The organism is Bifidobacterium rousetti, from assembly GCF_008698235.1.
Lineage (GTDB): Bacteria > Actinomycetota > Actinomycetes > Actinomycetales > Bifidobacteriaceae > Bifidobacterium > Bifidobacterium rousetti.
In genome coordinates this window covers 158,180-179,657 of the sequence record NZ_PEBH01000006.1, presented here as the reverse complement: position 1 = coordinate 179,657, position 21,478 = coordinate 158,180, and the positions used below count along the sequence as shown (strand labels likewise).

General features: G+C 63.6%; 19 protein-coding genes and 1 tRNA gene. 10 read left to right on the top strand and 10 right to left on the bottom strand.

Annotated elements, in window-relative coordinates; genetic code table 11:
* Window positions 1-2 precede the first annotated feature (2 nt).
* Entirely contained in the window at window positions 3-677 is a 675-nt protein-coding gene (locus CSQ85_RS07825) for a hypothetical protein (protein WP_223846905.1), read from the top strand.
* Between the two features lie 146 nt (window positions 678-823).
* On the opposite strand, the gene CSQ85_RS07820 is transcribed toward CSQ85_RS07825, so the two are convergent.
* Window positions 824-1,345 (bottom strand): GNAT family N-acetyltransferase, encoded by a 522-nt coding sequence (locus tag CSQ85_RS07820; RefSeq protein ID WP_190972956.1) that lies wholly within the window; start codon window positions 1,343-1,345, stop codon window positions 824-826.
* Window positions 1,346-1,656: 311 nt separating this feature from the next.
* Here CSQ85_RS07820 and CSQ85_RS07815 point away from each other — a divergent pair, with 311 nt between their 5' ends.
* The gene (locus tag CSQ85_RS07815) at window positions 1,657-3,108 is read left to right on the top strand and encodes an ATP-binding protein (RefSeq protein ID WP_150383623.1); all 1,452 of its coding nucleotides are present in this window, start codon (window positions 1,657-1,659) and stop codon (window positions 3,106-3,108) included.
* Window positions 3,109-3,461: 353 nt separating this feature from the next.
* Here the strand turns inward: CSQ85_RS07815 and CSQ85_RS07810 are convergent.
* Window positions 3,462-3,549, bottom strand: a tRNA-Ser gene (locus CSQ85_RS07810).
* 240 nt (window positions 3,550-3,789) lie between these two features.
* Between CSQ85_RS07810 and CSQ85_RS07805 the strand changes: the two genes are divergently transcribed.
* Together CSQ85_RS07805 and CSQ85_RS07800 are read left to right on the top strand one after the other, a co-directional pair.
* Entirely contained in the window at window positions 3,790-4,839 is a 1,050-nt protein-coding gene (locus CSQ85_RS07805; RefSeq protein ID WP_150383595.1) for a glycosyltransferase family 2 protein, read from the top strand.
* Between the two features lie 27 nt (window positions 4,840-4,866).
* Window positions 4,867-6,933, top strand: coding sequence for a DUF6541 family protein (locus CSQ85_RS07800; protein ID WP_150383594.1), 2,067 nt, complete (start codon window positions 4,867-4,869; stop codon window positions 6,931-6,933).
* Window positions 6,934-7,221: 288 nt separating this feature from the next.
* Here CSQ85_RS07800 and CSQ85_RS07795 read toward each other — a convergent pair whose 3' ends face one another.
* Window positions 7,222-7,719: a hypothetical protein gene (locus tag CSQ85_RS07795; RefSeq protein WP_190972955.1), complete on the bottom strand. Its 498-nt coding sequence runs from the start codon at window positions 7,717-7,719 to the stop codon at window positions 7,222-7,224.
* A 222-nt stretch (window positions 7,720-7,941) separates the two neighbouring features.
* On the opposite strand from CSQ85_RS07795, the gene CSQ85_RS07790 reads away from it, so the two are divergent.
* Window positions 7,942-8,871: an AEC family transporter gene (locus CSQ85_RS07790; protein WP_150383592.1), complete on the top strand. Its 930-nt coding sequence runs from the start codon at window positions 7,942-7,944 to the stop codon at window positions 8,869-8,871.
* Window positions 8,872-8,920: 49 nt separating this feature from the next.
* Here CSQ85_RS07790 and CSQ85_RS07785 read toward each other — a convergent pair whose 3' ends face one another.
* Window positions 8,921-9,820 carry an ADP-ribosylglycohydrolase family protein gene (locus tag CSQ85_RS07785; protein WP_150383591.1) on the bottom strand — a complete coding sequence of 300 codons (900 nt, stop codon included), beginning with the start codon at window positions 9,818-9,820 and terminating at the stop codon, window positions 8,921-8,923.
* 241 nt (window positions 9,821-10,061) lie between these two features.
* Here CSQ85_RS07785 and CSQ85_RS13405 point away from each other — a divergent pair, with 241 nt between their 5' ends.
* The 5 genes from CSQ85_RS13405 (at window position 10,062) to ureC (ending at window position 15,959) form a co-directional block, all read left to right on the top strand.
* Window positions 10,062-11,471: a hypothetical protein gene (locus CSQ85_RS13405; protein ID WP_223846904.1), complete on the top strand. Its 1,410-nt coding sequence runs from the start codon at window positions 10,062-10,064 to the stop codon at window positions 11,469-11,471.
* 2 nt (window positions 11,472-11,473) lie between these two features.
* Window positions 11,474-12,448 carry a hypothetical protein gene (locus CSQ85_RS07775; protein WP_150383590.1) on the top strand — a complete coding sequence of 325 codons (975 nt, stop codon included), beginning with the start codon at window positions 11,474-11,476 and terminating at the stop codon, window positions 12,446-12,448.
* Between the two features lie 30 nt (window positions 12,449-12,478).
* Window positions 12,479-13,417 (top strand): ImmA/IrrE family metallo-endopeptidase, encoded by a 939-nt coding sequence (locus CSQ85_RS07770; RefSeq protein WP_150383589.1) that lies wholly within the window; start codon window positions 12,479-12,481, stop codon window positions 13,415-13,417.
* A 90-nt stretch (window positions 13,418-13,507) separates the two neighbouring features.
* The gene (ureA, locus tag CSQ85_RS07765) at window positions 13,508-14,188 is read left to right on the top strand and encodes an urease subunit gamma (protein ID WP_150383588.1); all 681 of its coding nucleotides are present in this window, start codon (window positions 13,508-13,510) and stop codon (window positions 14,186-14,188) included.
* A gap of 46 nt (window positions 14,189-14,234) precedes the next feature.
* The gene (ureC, locus tag CSQ85_RS07760; RefSeq protein ID WP_107042120.1) at window positions 14,235-15,959 is read left to right on the top strand and encodes an urease subunit alpha; all 1,725 of its coding nucleotides are present in this window, start codon (window positions 14,235-14,237) and stop codon (window positions 15,957-15,959) included.
* Between the two features lie 15 nt (window positions 15,960-15,974).
* On the opposite strand, the gene CSQ85_RS07755 is transcribed toward ureC, so the two are convergent.
* From CSQ85_RS07755 to CSQ85_RS07730, 6 genes are all read right to left on the bottom strand, one after another.
* Window positions 15,975-17,369, bottom strand: a complete 1,395-nt coding sequence (locus tag CSQ85_RS07755; RefSeq protein ID WP_150383587.1) for a hypothetical protein — start codon at window positions 17,367-17,369, stop codon at window positions 15,975-15,977.
* The gene (locus CSQ85_RS07750; protein WP_150383586.1) at window positions 17,366-18,229 is read right to left on the bottom strand and encodes an FAD:protein FMN transferase; all 864 of its coding nucleotides are present in this window, start codon (window positions 18,227-18,229) and stop codon (window positions 17,366-17,368) included. The genes CSQ85_RS07755 and CSQ85_RS07750 overlap by 4 nt, the downstream gene beginning before the upstream one ends.
* A complete protein-coding gene (locus CSQ85_RS07745) occupies window positions 18,229-18,729 on the bottom strand; it encodes an FMN-binding protein (protein WP_150383585.1) in 501 nt (166 codons plus the stop codon). Before CSQ85_RS07745 ends, CSQ85_RS07750 begins: the two co-directional genes overlap by 1 nt.
* 228 nt (window positions 18,730-18,957) lie before the next feature.
* A complete protein-coding gene (locus CSQ85_RS07740) occupies window positions 18,958-19,794 on the bottom strand; it encodes an urease accessory protein UreD (protein ID WP_150383584.1) in 837 nt (278 codons plus the stop codon).
* Window positions 19,795-19,809: 15 nt separating this feature from the next.
* Window positions 19,810-20,418: an urease accessory protein UreG gene (gene ureG / locus CSQ85_RS07735; RefSeq protein ID WP_107042125.1), complete on the bottom strand. Its 609-nt coding sequence runs from the start codon at window positions 20,416-20,418 to the stop codon at window positions 19,810-19,812.
* 178 nt (window positions 20,419-20,596) lie between these two features.
* On the bottom strand, window positions 20,597-21,451 hold the full coding sequence (locus CSQ85_RS07730) for an urease accessory protein UreF (RefSeq protein WP_223846903.1): 855 nt from the start codon (window positions 21,449-21,451) through the stop codon (window positions 20,597-20,599).
* Between the last annotated feature and the right edge of the window lie 27 nt (window positions 21,452-21,478).

Sequence of the window (21,478 nt, the reverse complement as noted above, 5' to 3'; positions counted from 1 at the left end):
GGATGTTGAATACGATTGGGTTGGGAGTGCTCGGCATCGACCCCCTCACCGCGGTATACATGATGTCGATGAGGCTGCGAGGGGAGAGGAAGTCTCGCGTCGCATTGTTCTTCCTGTCTTTCGCGGTCTCCACGATTCTTGTCGGCACGGTGCTCGCGGCGTCGATGGGGGCCGCGGCGGCCGGTTTCCTGCAAAGCATCCTGCCTGATGACGGCAGTCGGTTCTGGGCGATCGCGGAATTCGCCGTATCTATCATCATCTTGGTATGGGTGGCGAAACGGGTCTTCGCTGGTCCCGGCCTCGAGAAGAAACAACCGCGTGAGACCGTCCGCGGCAGTGCGTTGGGACATATAGCCGTGGGCTTCGTGTTCGCGATTACCTCGTTTACCGACCCCACGTTCTACGCGGTGATGCTCATCGGCGGGGAATCGCGTAGCGTCGTCACGGCCGCGCTGCTGCTGACCCTATGGTTCGTGGTCAGTCAATGCCTGTCGATGGTCGTGTATATCGCCATCCAATGCAATCGTCTTGACGCGCTCGTCGCCAGACTGGACGAGTGGAAGGCGCGGAACCTGACGATGTTCAACCGCGTGCTGCATGGCGTGCTGATCGTTGTCGCCATCCTGCTGACCGCCGACGCGACAGCCTATTGGCTTACCGGTGGGTATCTCCTGTAATCGCCGCCGTGCGTTCGCCACTGCGTCAGTTCCCGCACCCCTATTCGGGCGATAAAATCCGGAAAACAAAAATGCCGGGGGACTCCCCGGCTCTTGGAAGTCTCACATTGCTGCGGACCTGTGTATGGGACATACTATCAGGGTCTTTACTGCTGATTGGGTTCGTCGCCTGCGTAGTTGATCATTTCCAGTTCCGGTCCCATGTCTTCGGTTTGCGTGTGGCCGGTTTCGTGGAATCCGATATGTCGGTAGAATCCTTGCGCGTTCGCATTGAATGCCATCACCCATAAGGCAATCCGATCGTTGCCGATCGCGTGTTTGCCGGCTTCGACCAGCATCCGTCCGACGCCTTTGCGGTGATGGGCGGTCAGTACATAGAGCGAGGCCAGTTCCGCTGCGTCGGGCCGGTTGATCGGCGGTCGTGGAGTGCGCAGCAGTTCCGCAAATCCGATTACCTGATTGCTGTCCAACGCCACCAACGTCGCTTGATTGCTGCTGTTCGCAGCGTTGCGCGTCAGTCTCAGTGCGAAATCAGGGGTGATCGCGTCCACGATTTCCTGCGGGATATGGCCTTGATTCAACTCATGCCATGTGCGTGATTGGACTTGTGCTTTCTGCTTAAACCACTGCGGTTCAATCGGAGCGATGCGAAGCGTCATGGGTTTCATTGTAGGCCCGGTGTTCGCCTGCTTCGTGGGGGATTCAGTGCGAGAAGTTGAGGTGGCTGCGTTGAGTCCCCCGGATTCGCGGGACTCAGGGTCGGAATCGGCTTTTGTCGTGCTGAGTCCCGCGCAGATGGCCGAGACGGGCCGTGACGGCATCGTCCGGGTCGGGACGCATGCACGTTCGTCATGTCGGCTGTGTCGTCGCAACATTGCTTTTCGCTGAATTCTGCACTGAATACACTGAATTCAGTTATTCTACACTTAATTCAGTGTAGAGTTCAGTGTACGAATAACAATGCGGCGGATTGGCGGCGATGATTGCCAATCGCACAGTTCCGCCGGTCTCCGCACGTACTCAAATCGTCGGGACTCCGGAAGTGCCGGTGATGCAGATCGATGTGCCGAAATCACGTAGTGTGGTCTCCACCAAATCGGGCAAGGTGCTGCGTCGCCGCATGAAGGTGGACGGTACTCCGGAAAGCGTGCCGATGTATCCGTATGAGATCGCCACACGCTTGTCCGATTTAGGTCGTTTGGATTTCTCGGCGCAACCGGTGCCGGACGCGACCCGTGACGATTTCGATCCTCTCGAGCGTGAACGTTTGCGCCGAATCATCGGTACCTACCAGTCCAGTGACCGCAATCTGCTGGAGCTCACCGACGAGGAGTTGGAGAAATCCCTGCAGTTGACGGTGACCGTCGACGGCAAGGCGATGCCGACTTTGACCGGATTGCTGTTGTTGGGCAAGGAGGAATCGTTGAAACGTTTCGTGCCGACCCATCGGGCTTCCTTCCAGGTCATGTCCGGTACGGACATCAAGGTCAATCAGGACTATGGCGGGCCGCTGCTGAGAACCATCGAGCAGATCAACGATATGTTCTCCCCTTGGAACCCGAGCGTCGAGATATCCGTCGGCCTGTTCTCTACGATGGTGCCGGAGTTCGACCATAGAGCGTTCCGCGAGGCGTTGGTGAATGCGTTCGGGCATCGTGACTATACCCTGCTCGGGCGTGTGCGCGTGCAATTGGACGATGCCGGACTGACTATCGCCAATCCCGGTGGATTCGTGGAAGGCATCAACATCCACAACCTACTTACCGCTGAGCCTCATGGACGTAATCCTTGTCTGATGGATGCGCTTAAGCGTACCGGACTGGCCGAGCGCACGGGACGTGGTATCGACCGCATCTACGAGGGATCGCTGCACTATGGCCGTCCGTTGCCTGATTACACGGCATCGAATGAGCGGAACGTATCCGTGTATCTGCAACGTAGTGCGCCCGACGTCGAATTCGTGCGAATGTTGGCCGAGGAACAGGAGCGCACGGGCAAGACGATGCCGGTCAATGGTTTGCTGATTCTGAACATGCTCAAGAACGAGCGGCGTTGCACCTTCGAAACCATGCGCAAGGAGCTCGATATGGGCGAGCAGCGTCTGCGTGCCATGCTTGGTCAGCTTGCGGAGTCGGGAATGATTGAGGGTTCCGGTAATGGCTCCCGCCGTGCCTACACCTTGGGTTCCAAGGTGTACAGGCGCACGGGCAAGACCATCGAATACGTGCGTCAGACGGATATCGACCGTGTGCGGTGGCCGGAACTCATCATGAAATTGGTTGCGGAGCAGAACGGCGTCACACGAGCGGATGTCATGGAGCTGCTGCATATCGACGCCAATCAGGCGTACTACCAGTTGTCCAAGCTTGTTAAGAGTGGGAGGCTGAAAGTCGTCGGCCGTGGCCGGTGGGTGCGCTATACGGGCATGTAGCAGTGTGCGACACGGGCTGTAGCGTCGGACGGTCGTCCACTGGTCAGTCCTTCCAGGACTGCGGGAGCACGGGTGTGCCGTCCTGGTCGCGTTTCGGATCGACGACCATGCTTTCGGGGACATCGATTACCGGATACCCTCTATCGTCCAATCCCTTGTACGTGATTCCGTTGGGTGCGACGTAGCCGGTTTCTGGCAACACCGGTTCCAAACTGGGCTGGAACAGCCAACGGCTTCCGTGCCCGTGCTGTATGTACATATGTGTAATTCTGGGCCCCTAACTTAATGATTTTGTGGAATTCCGCCGTTTTGGCAATGAAAAAGCCCTTTTCCTTTGGGCGGGAAAAGGGCGATGGCGGAGGATACGAGATTCGAACTCGTGAGGCTGTTACACCAACACGCTTTCCAAGCGTGCGCCATAGACCACTAGGCGAATCCTCCATGTGCGTATCTCGGCCCCTGAACAAGCAGGCTTCGAACACAACTCGTCATACAATACCAGCTTCTGAAAAAACTGCCACCGTACGGCGTGGCGCGTTGTGCCGCAACGGTTTTCGGCTTTCGGATTCATTGCTGACTGATCGGATTGATCGACGAGCTTGTGAAGGCATGGTGGCGGGGTGCGGTGACAGAGCGTAGTGACAAGGCACAGTGGCGGGGCGTAGTGAGAGAATAAGGCACATGACTGATGTGAAGAAGACGCCCAACACCATCGACCACACCATCGACCACCTCGCGATGGTCATCACCACGTACAAGCGCCAGAACCTGCTCGCCACCCTGTTCGAGTCGATCCTCGCGCTCGAGCAGGCCCCGTGGCGCGTCATCGTCGTGGACAACGAGCAGTCCGACGAGACGAAGTCCATGGTCGCCGATCTCGAGGCCAAGGCGAACGCGCAGTGGGGCAGGACCGTCGCCGACCGATCCGGCAACCAGTCGCGCGTCGTCTACGCGCCGCAGACCGAGAACCTCGGCGGCGCGGGCGGCTTCTCCGCGGGCGTCAAAAAGGCGTATCAGCTGGGCGCCGAATGGTTCTGGGTGATGGACGACGACGTCGCCGTCCTGCCTGACGGCATCGCCAAGCTCGCCCCCTGGACCCGTCGCCACGAGGTCATCCAGGGCTCCCGCTTCGACTACGACGGCGGCCCGTTCTACTGGCAGTACGACTTCCGCATCGGCCTCGGCATCCCGAATCCGATCGCCCCGGCCGCGTTCGGTCGCGCCGGATACCGCACGATGAACACGCTGTGCTTCGAGGGAGGCCTGTTCAACCGTCGCGTCGTCAAGGCGATCGGCCTGCCCGACCCGCGCTTCTTCATCTACTGGGACGACACGATCTACGGCTACCGCGCGAGCAAGGTCACCGCGCCGATCGTCATCCCCGACGTGGTCCTGCGCCGCACGCGCGAGATCGGCAACTGGGACATCGCCGGCGTGCGTCAGCTCAACTCCACGTCCGACATGAACCGCTACCACATCATGCGCAACCGCGGGTACATGGCCCGCTACTTCATGGTCTACGGCGATTATCGCCCGTTCCTCTTCGCGCTCGGCACCGCCGCGACCGCCGCGAAGGAGCTCATCCGACTCGTCATGGTCGACCGCGAGCACCTCAGGACCGGCGTCGTCCAGCTCGCGAAGGGCTGGTGGGATTCGCGCAAGCTCCTGCACGACCGGTCGTGGCGTCCGATGCCGGCCCCGCTGCCGGACACGCTCGATCTCGACGACTGATCCGGCCGGATCGGAGCCGCCCGTCACATGTCGATCAAGTCGATCAAGTTGATGAACACCGCCTCTGGTACGTCTATCCCCGCCCGTATCCGCCGCCTCGCCCCGCTCGTCGCCCTGCCCGCGTGCATGGCGATCGGCGTGCTGTTCGCGTTCGCCGTGGTCGTCGCGTGGTTCCCGAAGGGCTATGAGGCGTGGAACTACCCGCTCCACCAGATCGACGCGCCCGCCCACTACTACTTCATCCGACGCATCCTGGACCAGGGGATCGGCGCGGCCACGCACCTGTGGCCGAACGACGCGTACTATCCGCCGCTGTTTCACCTGCTCGCCGCCGGACTGATCTCGATCGCGCGGCTGTTCGGTGCGCAGATGAACATCTACACCGCGTTCAACGTCGTGTGGATCGCCGGCGCGGGACTCGTCTGGCCGGCCGGCATGCAGCTGCTCGCCTCGTACTGGACGTGCCGCGGCCTGCGCGACGCCCGTGCCGGCGCCGGGTCGCGGGGTACGCCGTCTGCTCCGTCCGAGACATCCGATTCGTCCGATTCATCCGGGGCGAGTGCGGATTCCCCGCTGGCGCCGTCCCGCCTGTTCCCCTGTGCGATGGCCCTGATCGTACCGCTGCTGTCGGTCGCGTCGGCCAGTCACCCGTTCCAGATGCTCGCCTCCGGCCCGCTCGTCGCCTACGGCCTCGCCTTCTCGCTGCTGCCGTTCTGGCTGTACTGCACGTTGCGATGGTTCGACGCGATCGTCATAGGGCTCGCCGCGGGGCATGACTGGCGGGAGGCCGCCGGCAAGGTCATCCTTCGCTGGGGTGTCCTCACCGTGTTGACCGGCGGCATCACCGTGTTCGCGCACCCGCGCATGACGTTCACCTGGCTGCTGTTCATCGGTCCGTTCCTGCTGCTGCGACTGCCGTGGCGATTCATCCTCGCCGCGCTCGCCGCCTGCGTGGTCGGCGCGATCGTCTTGTTCGCGTACATGGTCACGCACTACAAGTCCGATCGCTACCTCAATCCGGGCGACTGGTTCCACACGTTCGTGCCGAATCGCACCGTCCCCGACGCCCTGCGCGTGTTCGTCACCGACAACATCGACGGCCCGGCCGGCGTTGTGATGGCGGTGATGGTGGTCGCGGCCATTGCGGTGACGATCGCGGTCGCTACGTGCGCTGTGTGGGGTATTCCGCGTCGGCAAGTCGTTGATCGCATCAATGCCCACCCTGAGCATTCCCTGCGCAAGGACGCGGTCTCTGTTCTGCTGGTCGTGTTCCTGTTCGCGTTGCTCTACGTGTGCTCGACCGCGCTCACCGGCTGGTTCCCCAACATCGTGGCTGCCGTGTGGTATCGCGCGGAGACCCGCCCCCTCACGATGATCCCGCTCGCGATCGTCGTCCTGCTCATCTTCGCCGCAAGCGCGCTGCATGGGACGGCGATCCCATCCCCGCGCGCGCCCAGCACCCGCCGCACCATCTCGGCGATCATGGTCGCCGTCCTCGCCGCGCTCGCCGTCGGCGCGCAGTTCGGAGGCGTGGAGCGCGCGGTCGACGGCCGGCTCGTCGGCTGGGGCAACTCGACCCGTGCTGTCCTCGCCGAGAACGTCCACGCCAATATGGTGCTCAACGACAGTCAGCCTGATGAACAGCTCACGCGCACGAAGTACGACATCCTCGCCGACGTGGCGCGCACGGTCGAGCCCGGCGCGGCCGTCATCTCCGATCCGCTCAACGGGTCGATGTACGGCAAGACCGTGTTCGACGTGAACATGCTCTACCCGATCTACAACCCGATGGCCGAGAAGAACGGTGCGATCTTCGGCGCGGTCGAGCGCGCGTTCGACTCAGGCGACAAGACGACCGTGCTGAACACGGTCTGTCCGATCGAACAGGACAAGCCGGAGTACTTCCTCGTGATGGGCGGACAGGCGCCGAGCCTCGAGATGTTCACGTTCCGCCAGCAGTACGACCCGTTCCATCGCGACGACCTCATCGCCAGGTACACGGCCGACGGCACGCTCGTCAAGGTGCGCGACTACTCGGATCGCGCCGACTATGCCAAGGGGTGGGCGCTCTACCGCTTCGGCTGCGCGAGGTGAGATGCGGTGAGCTGGGGTATCTGCGTTGCAAGGGGTACATTTGCGCTCTTGCAGATGTCTATCTCGCTTACGAGGGGTGCCCAAGTCATGTATGAGGGCCTCGAAACGGCTTGACCGCAATGGGGCTAAGCCGTTTCAACCTTGTGATACTTCACTCCGGTACCCCTCGTAAGCAAGATAGATGTCCGTAAAAGCGCTAATGTACCCCTTGTAACGCAGATAGGCGATCGTGCATCACCCGTCCTCGGTTCTTATCGTTCTTTCCTCTTGGGTTTGCGCATCTGACGCTCATCGCGCATGCCTTGCCGCCACATCGCGGAGGATCTCCGACGATGACGGGCGTGAACCGAAGACCGCGGATGCGCTTTCGGCGAAGCATAGCCCTCCCAGCACCGTCATCGGCAGGAAGTGCCGGTGCTGCATACCTTCGACCATGATGGAATCAGTCGGAGTGTACTGCAGCCACAACGCCAGATACGTGAGCGTTATGATACCGATGATCATGGCACAGGTGCACCACCAGAACACCACTTCGCGACTCCGTAAAACATGCCGGATCGTCGCCGCGAACAGCAGCGCCACCGCGACGGCGGCGCAGCATGCGTAGACCGCCAGCATGAATGCTTCGGCGAGGTAATAGGTGGTTTGCGCGGGGAGACCTGCCAGTTTGCCGAGCGCGAACGCGCCGAGCTGGGGCAGGTACGCGATCGGCGAGTTGGTTGCCGTGTTGTTGTATGGGACGTCCGCGCTGTTGTCGTCCGATGCGGTGATGGTGTCGACTAGCACCGCGTTGGGGTCATAGCCGTCGTCCTGCTCGACGATCGGACTGCAACGTGGGTCTGGGTTCGTCTGGGTGTTGCCGCCATGCGCGGAGCGTGTACGTATTGGACCTACGACCATTACGCTGCGGATGGACTCCTATACTGTGGCGTATTCCCCGTTGCGCGGGATACGGATGCCTCGCGTTCCGTCGTTCTCCGCGCGAACCCACAAGTCGAGAGAAGAAACATGCTCTTCCAAGCCTGCTCACTGCTGCTGGTCATCGTCGGCGTGTATGCGCTGAAGCATCTTCATGTGTTCGGCGAGCGCGATTATAAGGTCGCGCAGGGGCTCGTGTTCAACCTGACCCTGCCGTGCGCGATCATCCTGTCGTTCGCCACGAACAAGCACGACATGCGCATGCTGTGGATCGTGCTGTTCGGCTTCTTCGCCTGCCTGATCCCGCTGTTCGTCGTCTATTTTGGATCGCGCGGCGACGAACGCAACTATCGTGCCTTCCAGATGCTCAACGCGTCCGGCCTCAACCTGGGCGCGTTCTGTCTGCCGGTCGTGCAGACGTTCATGGGCGCGTCCGCGGGCCTGCCGGTGATCATGCTCGACATCGGCAACGCGACCGTCGCCACCGCCGGCTCGTTGACGATCACGCGCACGCTGCTCAAGATGGACGACGGTTTCAAGGCCCTGCCGTGGCGGTTGCGTCTGCGCAACATCGCGCGCGACTTCCTCGGGTCGATCTCGTTCGACATCTACATGTTGATGCTCGTGTTCATGTTCCTGCACATCACGATCCCGCAGCCGATCGTCACCCTGATCACGCCGTTCGCCAACGCGAACGCGTTCTGCGCGATGGCGATGATCGGCCTCATGATGGAGGTGCCCGACAATCGCAAGGACAAGGTCGAGCTCGCGAAGGTGATCGCGTGGCGCATGGTGTTCGGCGCGATCATCGCGCTCGCCGCGTGGTTCCTGCTGCCGTTCGACGCGCGCATCCGCGAGATCATCGTGCTGGGGTCGTTCGCCCCGGTCACGATCTTCTCGACCAAGTTCACCGATTCGCTGACCGGCAACGCGAAGCTCGCCGGCTTCTCGCTGACCGTCACCGCGGTCATCAGTCTGGTGGTGATGACCGCGCTGCACGCGTTGCTGCCGGCGGCGTGAGGTGGATGGGTTGCGGGCGTGAGGCGAGTCGCTCCGCGTCCCCGGTTTGTTACTTCAGATTCCCGTACTCTCCGGCCAGGATCCGATCGATGACCGTCTTGCCGCGCAGGGCCTTGACCCACGCTTCCGGGATGCCGGTCGCGACGCCCGATGCGCCGTCCGATGCGCTGTCCGAAGACCCCGCGAATCCGTAGACGATGCCGGCCAGCGCGCCGGCGACCGCCGCGGTGGTATCGGTGTCGGAGCCGAGATTCACCGCCGTGAGGGCACATTCGGCATAGGAGCTGGTCGTGGTCAGGCACCACAGGGCCGCTCGCAGCGTATCCAGCACGAAACCGCCCGACCGGATGTCATCCCGATCCGTGTCCCAGATGCCGTCGTAGCCGGCCTCGGCCGCGACCTCGCGAGGGGAGCGGCCGCCGAGCAGTCCGCGGGCGGCGTGGACATATGCCACGCACGCCTCGGTGCTGATGTGATGGGCATGCGTGACCGCACTGGCCGCGCGAATCTCGTCATCGGACACCTCGAAGAACGCCAGCGGGATGATGCGCATCAGGCTGCCGTTGCCGTTGTCTCGCTCGCCGTCTCCGCCCTGGCCTGTCGACAGGGCGAAGTTCGTGGTGCCGCCGACGTCGAACACCGTGCCGTCGGCCGTGTATGCGCCGTCGTAGCGCCATGCGCGGAACCGGGCAAGCAGGTCCGACGGGTCGACGTGGCCGTTGCGGTGGTTGAGTGAATCCAGCGTGGCGAGCATCATCGATGAATCGTCGGAGAACGTGCCGGCCGGCTGGCGGTGCGCGCCTCCGCCGACCATGTCGGTGCAGGTGAAGGTATCGCGCTGGCGGAACTCGTAGGGCACGCCGAGGGCGTCGGCCACGGCCTCGCCGTACACCGCCGCCTCCAGACGGTCGTCGTGCTGCTTGTTGTGCGTCTGTGTGATCTGGGACATATGTTGGTTTCCTTTCGTGATAATGGTTGTCGGCCTCTGGCCACCGGCTCCGTGCTGGTGTCGTTTCGTTGTTTTCGGTTTCGTTCGGCCGCGTTTCCCGTACATGTGGAGTAACCGGACAACGCGCGAAGGGGCGTGCAAGGGGAGGCGTGCAAAGGGTGTCGGGCCGCGTCGTGCCGCGGTGTTGCGCCATTGTCCGGTTAATTAATGCAAGTACACCGGTGAGTGAAAGGAGACGTCCATGGGTGCCGACGGAATCGCCGTCATCGACGGCTCGGTGGGCTTCGCGGACGCATCCCGAGGACTGTGCCATGCGCAACGTATGCTGGGAACGTATTCGCTGCGTGAGTGGAGGGAACCCGCTGTGGAACCGGAAGAGCATGAGGTGACGCCGGAGGGTGATGCAAGGCTGCACGAGACCCATTGTCGTGAGACCCATGGTCACGAGGCCGTTGGTCATGAGGCTGGCGATCGCGCGGCCCGCAAGGACATGTGGTCCAGATGGAGGATCGATAACTTCGTGGAGCTGCCGGAACCTGATCGGAGCGGGAACCCGGATGCCCGGGGCGCTATCCGATACCATATCGGCATCGAAATCACGGCAGGCGAGGGGCATCCCGGCGAAAAGACATTGGGAGCGTTGTCCAAGGCGGTTTCCCCGGCGTTGGCGCATTATCAGGATCTCGCGGACGAGGAGCCCGAACCGATGCCGTGGGCGTACTCGTTCTGCTTCAAATACGATCCGGGCGATCGGGAACGTGCATACCCGGTGGCGTTCAACAACGACTACGTCAAGGTGTATCTCTCCTCCCATTCGGATTCGCAATTCGCCACACGGGCGCAAAAGCCCATGCGGGAATATCTGGGTGATTGCTTCGCGCAGACGGACTACGGCAGATTCCGCGAACGTCTCAGGGGTGTGCTGAAGCGTCCGGGCAATAAGACGGTGTTCGCGAACGTCAATTCGGGGGATGGCAATCTATGGACGCTGCGATCCGGCAATGCCATGCATTCCTCCCGATCGATGGAGTTCCTCTGCGATAAGGCGAAATCGTTCACAGGCATCGTGTGGCCCAGCGCCGAAACGCTGGACAACGATCGTAGAAAGCTGGAAAACAGCCATTGGGTGAAGGGGGCTGACAGCAAGACCGGTCAGGGTGATTCCGGGAAGGAGGGCGCGCCGCGGCCCATTCCCATCGCACTCGACAGGAAGCCTCACGGCTCGGCGCTCAGGCATCTGGATTCCTGGGTGAAATACGTACTGGAAACGGCTGATGGCGGGCTGACGCTGAACGAGCTGACGAATATCGCCGTGGCATGCTGTCCCGCGCTGGTTCGCAGACGGTTCACCACGGCGGCTGAAACCAGAGTCGATCTGAATGATTCGGTCAACGACAAGATGCAATACCGTTCATTCGCCGATTCCGGTTCGACGCTCAGCCCCGATCAGGTCATCGAGCAACAGCGGTATGAGGATGCCCTGGAGGAACTCGAAGCGCTCTCGCCGGATGCGCGGAATCAGTTGAGGGACGTGCTCACCGGCCGCAGCGCGCGGAAGGATGTCGCGATCGACACGTCAGGGGCGTTGTTTGATGCGCTGAGTGCGTGGGGCTTCATCGACGCGCAGCAGCTTGAAGAAGGAGGTGAGTGATCATGACTGACGGACAGCGCGCCAGAATGCTCGACGAGGGGCCGTCCCGTGGCCAGCTGTGGCTCGTCGACGACGAGCATGATGCCGAATACGTATTCGTTGTGGATCGCGGCCGGACGGAAGACCAGAGTGAGTCGGACGACGATCAGACGGCCCGTAGCGCGGACGACGATCCGCGGATGATCCATGTCATGGTGGCCAGCTGCAATACCGACGACCAGACCGTCGGCTCCATGGTCATCGATGGAGGTGGTGGTGCTGAGGCCGGTGGTGCCGTTGGCGGTGCCGCCGAAGGCGTGGGTATGTTCCCCGTCGTCGTCTGGCCCCGACTGACCATCGCCGTCCCGCTGCGATTGTTCGACAGACCGTTGTGCGAATACCGGCCGGAACAGGTCAGGGCCGCGATTCACGCCGAGCCGGATCCCGAATATGGAGTGGCCGCCGGGCATGATCCGCAGGAGGCTTGGATGCCGGCGTACGATCGTCTGCGCGATCGCATCCGTCTGTTCGCCCGGTGGCATGCGCTGTGTGCGACTCTGCCGAAGATGGACGACGACGAGGATAAGTACGACACGAATGACGCATTGTCCGCTTACGCCGATGGCCTGCGAGCGGTGCTGGGGCTGTCCGTGCCGGAGGTTCTCGCGGTCATGCGGGGTACGTTGTCGCTGACCGAGGAGCAGAATGCGGCCATGACACAGGCCGGTTTCACGGAAATTCCACGCAAGCGGATCGTGATTCAGAAGAGCTATCTGATTCGTGCCGAAAATCCCCGTTGGCGTCCGGTGGCCGATGCGATCTCGGAGCGGAATCCGCAGGTCGATTCACGTTACGAGTTGGCACGCCGCGCATTCGTCCTGGCCGCCCGCACCTCCGGGCATGGGGACGCGGCCGTGGACGGGGCGCTCGGTCAGGCGGCGCTTGAGCTGTCCTCCGAACAGCGCTCTGAACAACACGGAAAGCGTGCGGGACAATGAGCAGAGTGGACGGACCGAGGCGAAGCTGATATGGACAAGCGTGATCCACGCTATAAGGCCGCGTTGGCGCAGCAGCTGAACGGCATGCTCGCAGCCGCCGTCCGGAGGCATCCGTCGTTCGTCGACGACTGTCTGACCTCGTTGGACCAATTGGTCAACCATTGGTCCAACGAGGCGGCATTCGAATTCGTGAGTGATTTCTCCGATGCGTTCTCTACAGGAGGCTCCGCCGACAGCCGGATCGCGGATCGAGCGGGCATCGCGGAGACCGTCTCCCATCTGTCGGGTCTGTTCAAACCGCCCATTGGCGAACAGCGGGCGTTGATCCGCATCCACAAGGACAAAAAGACGTTCGCCGGGCACAGCAACTTCACGTTGCTGCATGAGATCGGCCATCTGCTGCAGCAGACCGAGTACGATCTGGCGTCCCGGTTGATCGGCATCAGCACGTTGTCCGCGGACAGGCAATTCGAGGAGGATGCCTGTGGTCTGTTCGCGTCTCATGCGCTGCTGCCTGACTCGTATCTGCGGCGTTTCTTCACGGATGGCATCACCGCTGAAAGTCTCGCGGAGATATATGACGACCGCAGATCCCGTGGCGGCGTGCTGGTGTCGCGTCAGGTCGTCGCCCGGCGCGTCGCGGCGATGCTGCCCGACGGCGGGACGGTGACCGTCATCGATGACCGGGAGAGGAAGGGGATTTTGCGCATCCGCGCGCACAGCGACGGCCAGTGCGATTACGAGGGAAATCCCAGCCCCGCGAACGTCCTGACGCCTGCGGAACAGGCCATGCTGCGGCATCTCCGTGGACAAGCGGACGGGGAGCGGGCGGATGACGCGAACGAAGCGGCGTCGAAATCGCGTGGACTGGCGTTTGACCCGTCGGTTGATTCCGGCGCGGCCATGACGGGGGCGTTCAGCTACGCAGGCAGGAACCGCCCGTTCGTGTTCATTGTCGCGCTACCGTGAGATTCGGAAACATGCCGTTGTTGTGGCGGCCGTAGAATGTGCCCGATTCGTGAGACGCACGCAACGACCATACGGACGATGGGGGCCTTGATGAGACTGACACCACGGGAGACCGACAAACTCATGCTGTATTTGGCGGGGCAGCTCGCCAAGGACCGCAAGTCGCGGGGGGTGAAACTCAACTACGTCGAGGCGATCGCGCTGATCTCCTCCGAATGCGTCGAACGCGCTCGCGAGGGCGCGACCGTCGCCGAGCTCATGTCCTACGGTCGCACGCTGCTGAAGCCCGAGGACGTGATGGACGGCGTCGCCGAGATGCTCGAGGTCGTCGAGGTCGAGGCCACGTTCCCCGACGGCACCAAGCTCGTGTCCATCCACAACCCGATCGAATCGACCGAGAAGCTCGTCCCCGGCGAATACCTGCTCGCGGACGACGACCTGACCCTGAACGACGGCAAGGACGCCATCGAACTCGACGTCGTCAACACCGCCGACCGCCCGATCCAGATCGGCTCGCACTTCCACTTCTTCGAAGTCAACAAGTACCTGAAGTTCGACCGCAAGGCCGCCTACGGCAAGCGACTCGACATCGCCGCCGGCACCGCCGTGCGCTTCGAGCCGGGCGAGGCCCATCGCGTGCGCCTGATCGACATCGGCGGCACGCGCGAGATCCACGGCTTCAGCGCGCTCGTCGAAGGCCAGCTCGACGACCCGCAGGTGCGCGAGGCCGCGTTCAGGAAGGCCCACGACCAGGGCTTCCTCGGCATCTGAGACGTGATTCGATAGGCAATCGATCGGCAGGAACGGGACACACATCATGAGCAAGACCATCACACGCAAGGACTACGCGGGCATGTTCGGCCCGACCACCGGAGACCGCGTCCGCCTCGGCGACACCAGCCTCGTCATCGAAGTCGAGAAGGACTACACGCATTACGGCGACGAACTGAAATTCGGCGGCGGCAAATCGTTCCGCGACGGCATGGGCCAGTCGAGCGTCCAACTCGACGCCGAATCGCCCGACACCGTCATCACCAACGCGCTGATCGTCGACTGGACCGGCATCTACAAGGCCGACATCGGCCTGAAAAACGGCAAGATCAGCGCGATCGGCAAGGCTGGCAACCCACAGACGATGAGCGGCGTCACCCCCGGCCTCGAAGTCGGCTCGGGCACCGAGGCGATCGCCGGCGAGGGCCTGATCGTCACCGCGGGCGGCCTCGACACGCACATCCACTTCATCTCCCCGCAGCAGATCCGCACCGCGCTCGCGGGCGGCGTCACCACGATGGTCGGCGGCGGCACCGGCCCGGCCGACGGCACCAACGCGACCACCTGCAACCCGGGCGCGTTCCACCTGGCCCGCATGATCGAGGCGGCCGAGGCGCTGCCGGTCAACATCGCCTACCTCGGCAAGGGCAACGACTCCAGCCCCGAGCCGCTGCGCGAGCAGATCCGCGCCGGCGCCGCGGGATTGAAGATCCACGAGGACTGGGGTTCCACGCCTGCCGTCATCGACACCTGCCTCGGCGTCGCCGACGACATGGACGTGCAGGTCGCGATCCACACCGACACGCTCAACGAGGGCGGCTGCGTGGAGGACACGATCGCCGCGTTCAAGGGCCGCGCGATCCACACCTACCACACCGAGGGCGCCGGCGGCGGCCACGCCCCGGACATCATCCGCGCGGCCGGCTTCCCGAACGTGCTGCCGAGCTCCACGAACCCGACGATGCCGTACACGCGCAACACGATCGACGAGCATCTCGACATGATGATGGTCTGCCACCACCTCGATCGCAACGTGCCGGAGGACATCTCCTTCGCCGACTCGCGCATCCGCCCCGAGACGATCGGCGCGGAGGACGTGCTTCACGATCTCGGCATCATCTCGATGATGAGCTCCGACTCGCAGGCCATGGGCCGTGTCGGCGAGGTCATCACCCGCACGATCCAGACCGCCGACAAGATGAAGAAGCAGCGCGGTCCCCTGCCCGAGGACGAGCACGACAACAACCGCAACGATAACTTCCGCGTCAAGCGCTACGTGTCGAAGTTCACGATCAACCCGGCCATCACGCACGGCATCGCCGACTACGTGGGCTCGATCGAGGTCGGCAAGATGGCCGATCTCGTGCTCTGGCAGCCGTCGATGTTCGGCGCGAAGCCGGAGATGGTCATCAAGGGCGGCACGATCGCCTACTCGCGCATGGGCGACGCGAACGCCTCGATCCCGACCCCGGAGCCGGTCTACTACCGCGACATGTTCGGCGCGCTGGGCCGTGCGCTGTCGAGCTCCTGCGCGACGTTCGTCTCGCAGGCCGCGGTCGACGACGACATCAAGGGCAAGCTCGGCCTGGCGCGTCAGGTGCTGCCGGTGCGCGGATGCCGCACGATCGGCAAGAAGGACCTGAAGTTCAACGACACGCTCGCCGACATCCAGGTCAACCCGGAGACGTTCCAGGTGACGGTCGACGGCGAGCTCGTCCACTCCGATCCCGCGTACGAGCTGCCGCTCACCCAGCGCTACTTCCTGTTCTGAAAGTTGCTCTGCGTCTCACATCGCGAAGGGCTCGTAGTAGATGTCGGTTGATGCGACGCCGTGCTTGGCGAGGATCTCGCGCACCGCGTCCATCATCGGCATCGGGCCGGCGATCAGGTAGATCGCGCCCGGACGGATCATCGGCGCGATCAACGCCTCGTCCGCGCGGCCGGTCGACAGCCGCACGCGCGTGTTCGGCGACGAGGCGCCGAAACGCTCCAGCTCGTCGCGGTAGATGAAATCACGCTCCGATCGCGCGGTGTACAGGAAGTCGACGATGCGCGGGGTGGAGGCGTTCGGGGCCGTGTCCGCGCCGGTTCCCGCCGCACCCGCGTACGCGGTGAGCACGCCGATCAGCGGGGTGACGCCGATGCCGCCGGCGATCAGCACCAGCGGGGTGGGGGATTGCGCGGGCGACTGCGCGTCATGCTCCCTGATGAACTCGGCGTAACGGCCGTACGGCGGCACGACGCGCACGCGCTCGCCCGGCTTGAGCGAGGCGATCTTCGCGGTGAAGTCGCCGTCCGCGCGAATCGCGAACGACATGACCGGGGCCTGACGGGATGTTTCCCGTCCATCGCCCGCATACGAGTTGGTCAGCGAGAACGGGTGCAGCTCGTGCATGCCGCGTACACCGGGGAACGCGATGAACGCGAAATCGCCCGGATTCCAACGGATCGAGGGACGCGTCCCGGACGCTGCCGCACGTCCGGAATCATCGATCGCGATGCGCAGCTCGGTCACGCGCGGCGCGATCTGGCGCACCGACGCCACGCGACCGCGCAATGCGAACGCGCGACGGCTCACCGAACTCCATACGTAATACGCGAACACCGCGATCGTCGCCGCGTCGAAGAGGAACAGGAACGGGCGGTTCGACGCGATGTAGTCGATCACATGCACATGGATGACGATCAGCGCGATCGCCACCAGATTGAGCCGGTGCAGCCACACGCTCATCTCATGCCGGAACAGCCGCTCCAGCGCGCGCTTGACCTTGGCGAGCCATGCGACGCGCGACGTCAGCCACCCGGCCATGAACACCAGCGACCACACCGCCACCGCGATGAACAGATACAGCCCCGTATGCCCGGTCAGGCTGATCAGCGCGCCCGCACCCGGCAGCAGCGACTGGTGCACGAACGCGAGGACGATCGCCAGAATCGCCAGCACGCCGTGGATCATGTACATATGTGGCAGGCCGACCGTGCGGTCCACCCAGCGCGGACGGCACGCGAGATACACGGCCGCCAGCATCCACGTGTACGCGACGACGCCGATCTGGGCGCCGAACAGCGTATCGGCGTACAGCGCCGGATAGCCCGCGGCCAGCGTCGCGAGGAACGGCAGCGGCACGATGAACAGCACCGTGGCCCATGCGAGGGCGATATGCGAGGTGAGGAATTTCATGATCGGTCCTTGATGTTCTTGGTTTTGGCGTCGGTTGCGGGCGTGATCTCGGCGACCGTTCCGTCCGCGCGCACGAGCACCGCGGAAAGCGTCGTACGGGCGACGTCGTTGCGGGTGATCATCGCCCGGAAGTCGCGCTCGCCGGCGCTGATCGCGGCCGTCGCCCACATGTCCGCGAATGCGAGGCGATCGTCGATGACGGTGGCTTGCGCGAGATCGTGCGTGCGTCGCGTGATGTGCTCGCCGCGCGCGGACGTGCCCGACGTGGCGATGCCGCCATTGCGCAGGGTGATCGTGCGCAGGGTGGCTGGGTTGGTCGTGTCGAACGGGTCGGCGACGCCGATGCGCCAGACGAAATCGCTGTCGGCGCGCACGCCGGTCTGGATGTCGCCGCCTCCGCCGATCGCCGCGGCCTCGCAAGCCTCCGTGTCGAGCAGCGGCTTCAGGAATCGGCGGTGCGCCTCCTCCACGGCCCATCCCTTGACGATGCCGGTCGGATCGTAGACGCCCGCGTGCATCGGGTCGAAATGCCCGTCGGTCAGGGCCTTGGCCTGCTGTGCGAGGGCGTAGATCTCGGCGAACGCGGTGGTGCCTGGTCGCCCGTCGAGTGGGCCGGGATGCAGCAGTGCCGACCAATCGCCGCGCCTCGCCGCCGCGACCTGCGAGTCGTCGCGGAACGGGGAGAACGTCGGCTCGACGTCGGCGAGGAATGCGGCGATGCGCGGGGTGACGTTGTCGAGCAGCGCGTCGAGTCGTTCCGTGGCGGCCTCGCGGCCGTCGACGAGCTGGATGGTGAACGGGATGGTCATCGCGTGGATGACGCGCGCCCGGATGATCGGGCTCGGGAGAGATCTCGTCATCACTTGCCGGCGTTGATCGACTGGTTGATGGCGTCCTGCAGCGAGTTGACGAACGCCGTGGAGGTCTCGGTCGCGCCCGAAACGAACTGGATCTCGGCGCTTTGCGCGCTGATCGCCCGGTCCGTCAACTCGGGGATCGCCTGCGCGTTCACCGACTGCGAGCGTCCGTGAGTCGGCATCTTGACCGTCGCGATGTCGGTGATTTTGCCGCCCTTGACGGTGACCTGCAGCTGGATCTCACCGTACGCGTTCGGCGACGCGACGGATGTGTACGTGCCGTCCTGGAGTTCGCCGGACGATGCGGAGGATGACGAGTCACCGGAGTCAGACGAACCGTTGGAGCCGGCTGACGAGCCGTTCCCCGACGAAGCCGTGCCTGTCAGCGCGCTGGAGGCCCCTTGCTGGGCCAGATGCGGTTTGACGAACAGCAGGAACGCATCGGCCGCGATGGCCAGTCCCGCGACCACGGCGATGGCCGTTTTCGTGATGGTTGCCTTCATGATGATCCCCTTCGTGCATGTGATACAAACGCCTTGCCGGGCATGCCGGATACGTCATGGCGAAGCTCTGTGGAACGCGTGCCGCAGGGTACTGCGTGAGCCGTTACGCGTTCCGCCGGTGTCACGATACCTATCGCGATCTGGAGGGAAAATAGGGGAACTCTGAAAGTCAGCTGAAAAACGCTATGATTGTGACATATCTCTCATCGAGGTATTATCCAGCGACCGTCATCCCTCAACCACCATGTCGGCGACGTCCCTGATGAAGCCGAAGGCGTCGTCGCCGCGCGTGGTGAGCAGACGCACGCACACGCCGTTCACCGCGCGGCTCACGCCCAGCTCGCCGGTGAGGCCGACCGCGTCCGCGTGCGAGCGGATGCGGTCGATCAGGGCGTCCTCGGCCGCGATCCGCGTTGCCTCGGCGTCGGCGCCGCCGGCACTTGCCGTGCCGTCCTCGCCGTGCGTTTCCGGCAGATGCGCGTACAGTACGCCGCAGTGGGTGAACTCGCGCCACATGCCGATGCCCGTGTAGTCGAACGCATCCGGTTCAAGCAGCATGCGATCCGCGAACGCCAGCCGATCGCCCACATACACGCGCATGCGGTTCGTGAACCGCTTCATCGCCCACCGCTCGTCCATGCCGACACGGCCGCACGTCACCACATCCGCGTACACGAACGTCGACTCGGGCGAGACGTGCGCGGTCGTCAGATTCGAGAACGTACTCCCGCGGAACGGGATCACCGGGAACGGCAGGAACACGGCCTTCGCGTCACCCCGCGCTGTCAATTCGATCGTGCGCGACGCCGATCCGTCGGCCGTGTCCAGCACCTTCTCATAGCTCTGCGTCCTGATCGTCGAATCGGTGCCGGGGCCGAAATCGATCTCGATATGCGCCTCATCGCCCTTCAGGAAGCCGGGGGAGGCGAGCATCACGATGAAATCGGAGTGACGGCCGTTCGTGAACGGCGTCATCAGCTTGAACGGCGCCTCGAAATACACGTCGTCGATCTTCGTGCGACCATGACGGAACGCGGTGGCTAGACGGAAAGTGCTGCTGCCCATAAGTGAACTCCCGAATCACACGCCTTCGAACAGGACGTTCTTCTTGATCCACGCGATCACGTCGTCGACGCCAGCGCCGCCCATCAGGTCGGTGAAGATATACGGACGGCCGTTGCGCATCTTCTCCGAATCGCGGGCCATCACGTCCAGATCGGCGTGCACCAGCGGCGCCAGATCGGCCTTGTTGATCACCAGCAGGTCGGAGCGGGTGACGCCCGGGCCGCCCTTGCGCGGGATCTTGTCGCCCTCGTCCGTCGCGATCACATAGATCGTCGCGTCGGCCAGATCCGGGCTGAACGTGGCGGACAGGTTGTCGCCGCCCGACTCGACGAACATGATCTGCACGTCCGGATGCGTGCGCGCCATCTCCTCGCACGCCTCGAGGTTCATCGAGCAGTCCTCGCGGATCGCGGTGTGCGGGCATCCGCCGGTCTCGACGCCGACGATGCGGTCGGGGGCCAGACGGCTGTGCTCGATGAGGAACTCGGCGTCCTCCTTCGTGTAGATGTCGTTCGTGACGACGCAGATGCTGTATTCGTCGGCCATCTTGCGGGTGAGACGCTCGATGAGGGCGGTCTTGCCGGAACCGACGGGCCCGGCGATGCCGATGCGTACGTAGGACATTGGTTTCTCCTTTGGTGGTTGGCTGGTGTCCGGTATGGGCCGCGATATACGATGCACGACACACTCAAGGCCGTTCGGCCAAGCCTACGGTCGTGCATCGCATATCGCGGCCCACACCTCGTTTGCGCAGAATTGGTGCGTAGGATGTATGTCCTACGTAGGGGAGTAGGGGTAAGGGTCAACTCATGTAGAGGCGGGAGTAGAGGGTTTCGTGTTGCATGGCGGCTATGTCGATGTAGGCGCCGGAGATGCCGAGGTCTTCGGGCTTCAGGGTCAGGGCGATGTCCACGGCGCGGATGAGGCGCGGGAACGAGTCGTGCAGGGCGACCTGGCCGACGTACTGGCTCAGGGGGATCGCCTTCGCTGCGCACATCGTCAGGGCGCTCAGCAGCGAATAGCCGTAGGTGACCGCGGCCTCGCGCACGCCGGCCGCATGGTCGGCCGCGTACAGGCCCATCGCGATCGCGTGGACGCCGCGGCATCGGCCGGACGCGATGAGCCGCGCGTACAGGTCGAGCTTCGGCGACCCGTACAGCGCGTCGGTCGCTCCCTCCAGACGGTGGCGTTCGGTGCGATGCTCGTGCACGGCGATGATCTCGCCGTCTTGGGCGTCCCGCGGGGCGTTCTGCGTCTCGCGGGCGTCGTCCATCTGCCGGACGAGCTTGAGCAGGCGGGTGCACATGCGCTCGCTGCCCTCGCGGATCTCGCGCGCCGACTGCAGGGCCGACGCGAGCTCGTCCAGCGCGACGATCTTGCGTTCCAGACCGGCGGCGGACAGTCGGCGGTCGGTGCCGTACTTGCCGGCGAGGACCATCTGCCCGATCTCCTTGTACGGGGCGACGGCCAGATAGTCGCGCATGTACTGCTCGAAATCGGCGCCGCGACGCAGGAAATCGCGTTGCACGAACGTCTCCATGCCGTTGGACAGCGCGAACGCGCCCACCGGGAACACGCTGTCGCACACCTGCAGCATGGCGAGGTGCCGCGCCTGCGCGTCGTTGAGCGCCGCGATGTCGGCGTTTTTCATGGTCATCTGGAGTGCCTCGGATCAGGGTGATCG

What these genes read in the sequence shown, in the direction of transcription:
- CSQ85_RS07825 (WP_223846905.1), top strand. Translation starts at nt 3, where the DNA reads ATGTTGAATACGATTGGGTTGGGAGTGCTCGGCATCGACCCCCTCACC.
- CSQ85_RS07820 (WP_190972956.1), bottom strand. Translation starts at nt 1,345, where the DNA reads ATGAAACCCATGACGCTTCGCATCGCTCCGATTGAACCGCAGTGGTTT.
- CSQ85_RS07815 (WP_150383623.1), top strand. Translation starts at nt 1,657, where the DNA reads ATGATTGCCAATCGCACAGTTCCGCCGGTCTCCGCACGTACTCAAATC.
- CSQ85_RS07805 (WP_150383595.1), top strand. Translation starts at nt 3,790, where the DNA reads ATGACTGATGTGAAGAAGACGCCCAACACCATCGACCACACCATCGAC.
- CSQ85_RS07800 (WP_150383594.1), top strand. Translation starts at nt 4,867, where the DNA reads ATGTCGATCAAGTCGATCAAGTTGATGAACACCGCCTCTGGTACGTCT.
- CSQ85_RS07790 (WP_150383592.1), top strand. Translation starts at nt 7,942, where the DNA reads ATGCTCTTCCAAGCCTGCTCACTGCTGCTGGTCATCGTCGGCGTGTAT.
- CSQ85_RS07785 (WP_150383591.1), bottom strand. Translation starts at nt 9,820, where the DNA reads ATGTCCCAGATCACACAGACGCACAACAAGCAGCACGACGACCGTCTG.
- CSQ85_RS13405 (WP_223846904.1), top strand. Translation starts at nt 10,062, where the DNA reads ATGGGTGCCGACGGAATCGCCGTCATCGACGGCTCGGTGGGCTTCGCG.
- CSQ85_RS07775 (WP_150383590.1), top strand. Translation starts at nt 11,474, where the DNA reads ATGACTGACGGACAGCGCGCCAGAATGCTCGACGAGGGGCCGTCCCGT.
- CSQ85_RS07770 (WP_150383589.1), top strand. Translation starts at nt 12,479, where the DNA reads ATGGACAAGCGTGATCCACGCTATAAGGCCGCGTTGGCGCAGCAGCTG.
- ureA (WP_150383588.1), top strand. Translation starts at nt 13,508, where the DNA reads ATGAGACTGACACCACGGGAGACCGACAAACTCATGCTGTATTTGGCG.
- ureC (WP_107042120.1), top strand. Translation starts at nt 14,235, where the DNA reads ATGAGCAAGACCATCACACGCAAGGACTACGCGGGCATGTTCGGCCCG.
- CSQ85_RS07755 (WP_150383587.1), bottom strand. Translation starts at nt 17,369, where the DNA reads ATGAAATTCCTCACCTCGCATATCGCCCTCGCATGGGCCACGGTGCTG.
- CSQ85_RS07750 (WP_150383586.1), bottom strand. Translation starts at nt 18,229, where the DNA reads ATGACGAGATCTCTCCCGAGCCCGATCATCCGGGCGCGCGTCATCCAC.
- CSQ85_RS07745 (WP_150383585.1), bottom strand. Translation starts at nt 18,729, where the DNA reads ATGAAGGCAACCATCACGAAAACGGCCATCGCCGTGGTCGCGGGACTG.
- CSQ85_RS07740 (WP_150383584.1), bottom strand. Translation starts at nt 19,794, where the DNA reads ATGGGCAGCAGCACTTTCCGTCTAGCCACCGCGTTCCGTCATGGTCGC.
- ureG (WP_107042125.1), bottom strand. Translation starts at nt 20,418, where the DNA reads ATGTCCTACGTACGCATCGGCATCGCCGGGCCCGTCGGTTCCGGCAAG.
- CSQ85_RS07730 (WP_223846903.1), bottom strand. Translation starts at nt 21,451, where the DNA reads ATGACCATGAAAAACGCCGACATCGCGGCGCTCAACGACGCGCAGGCG.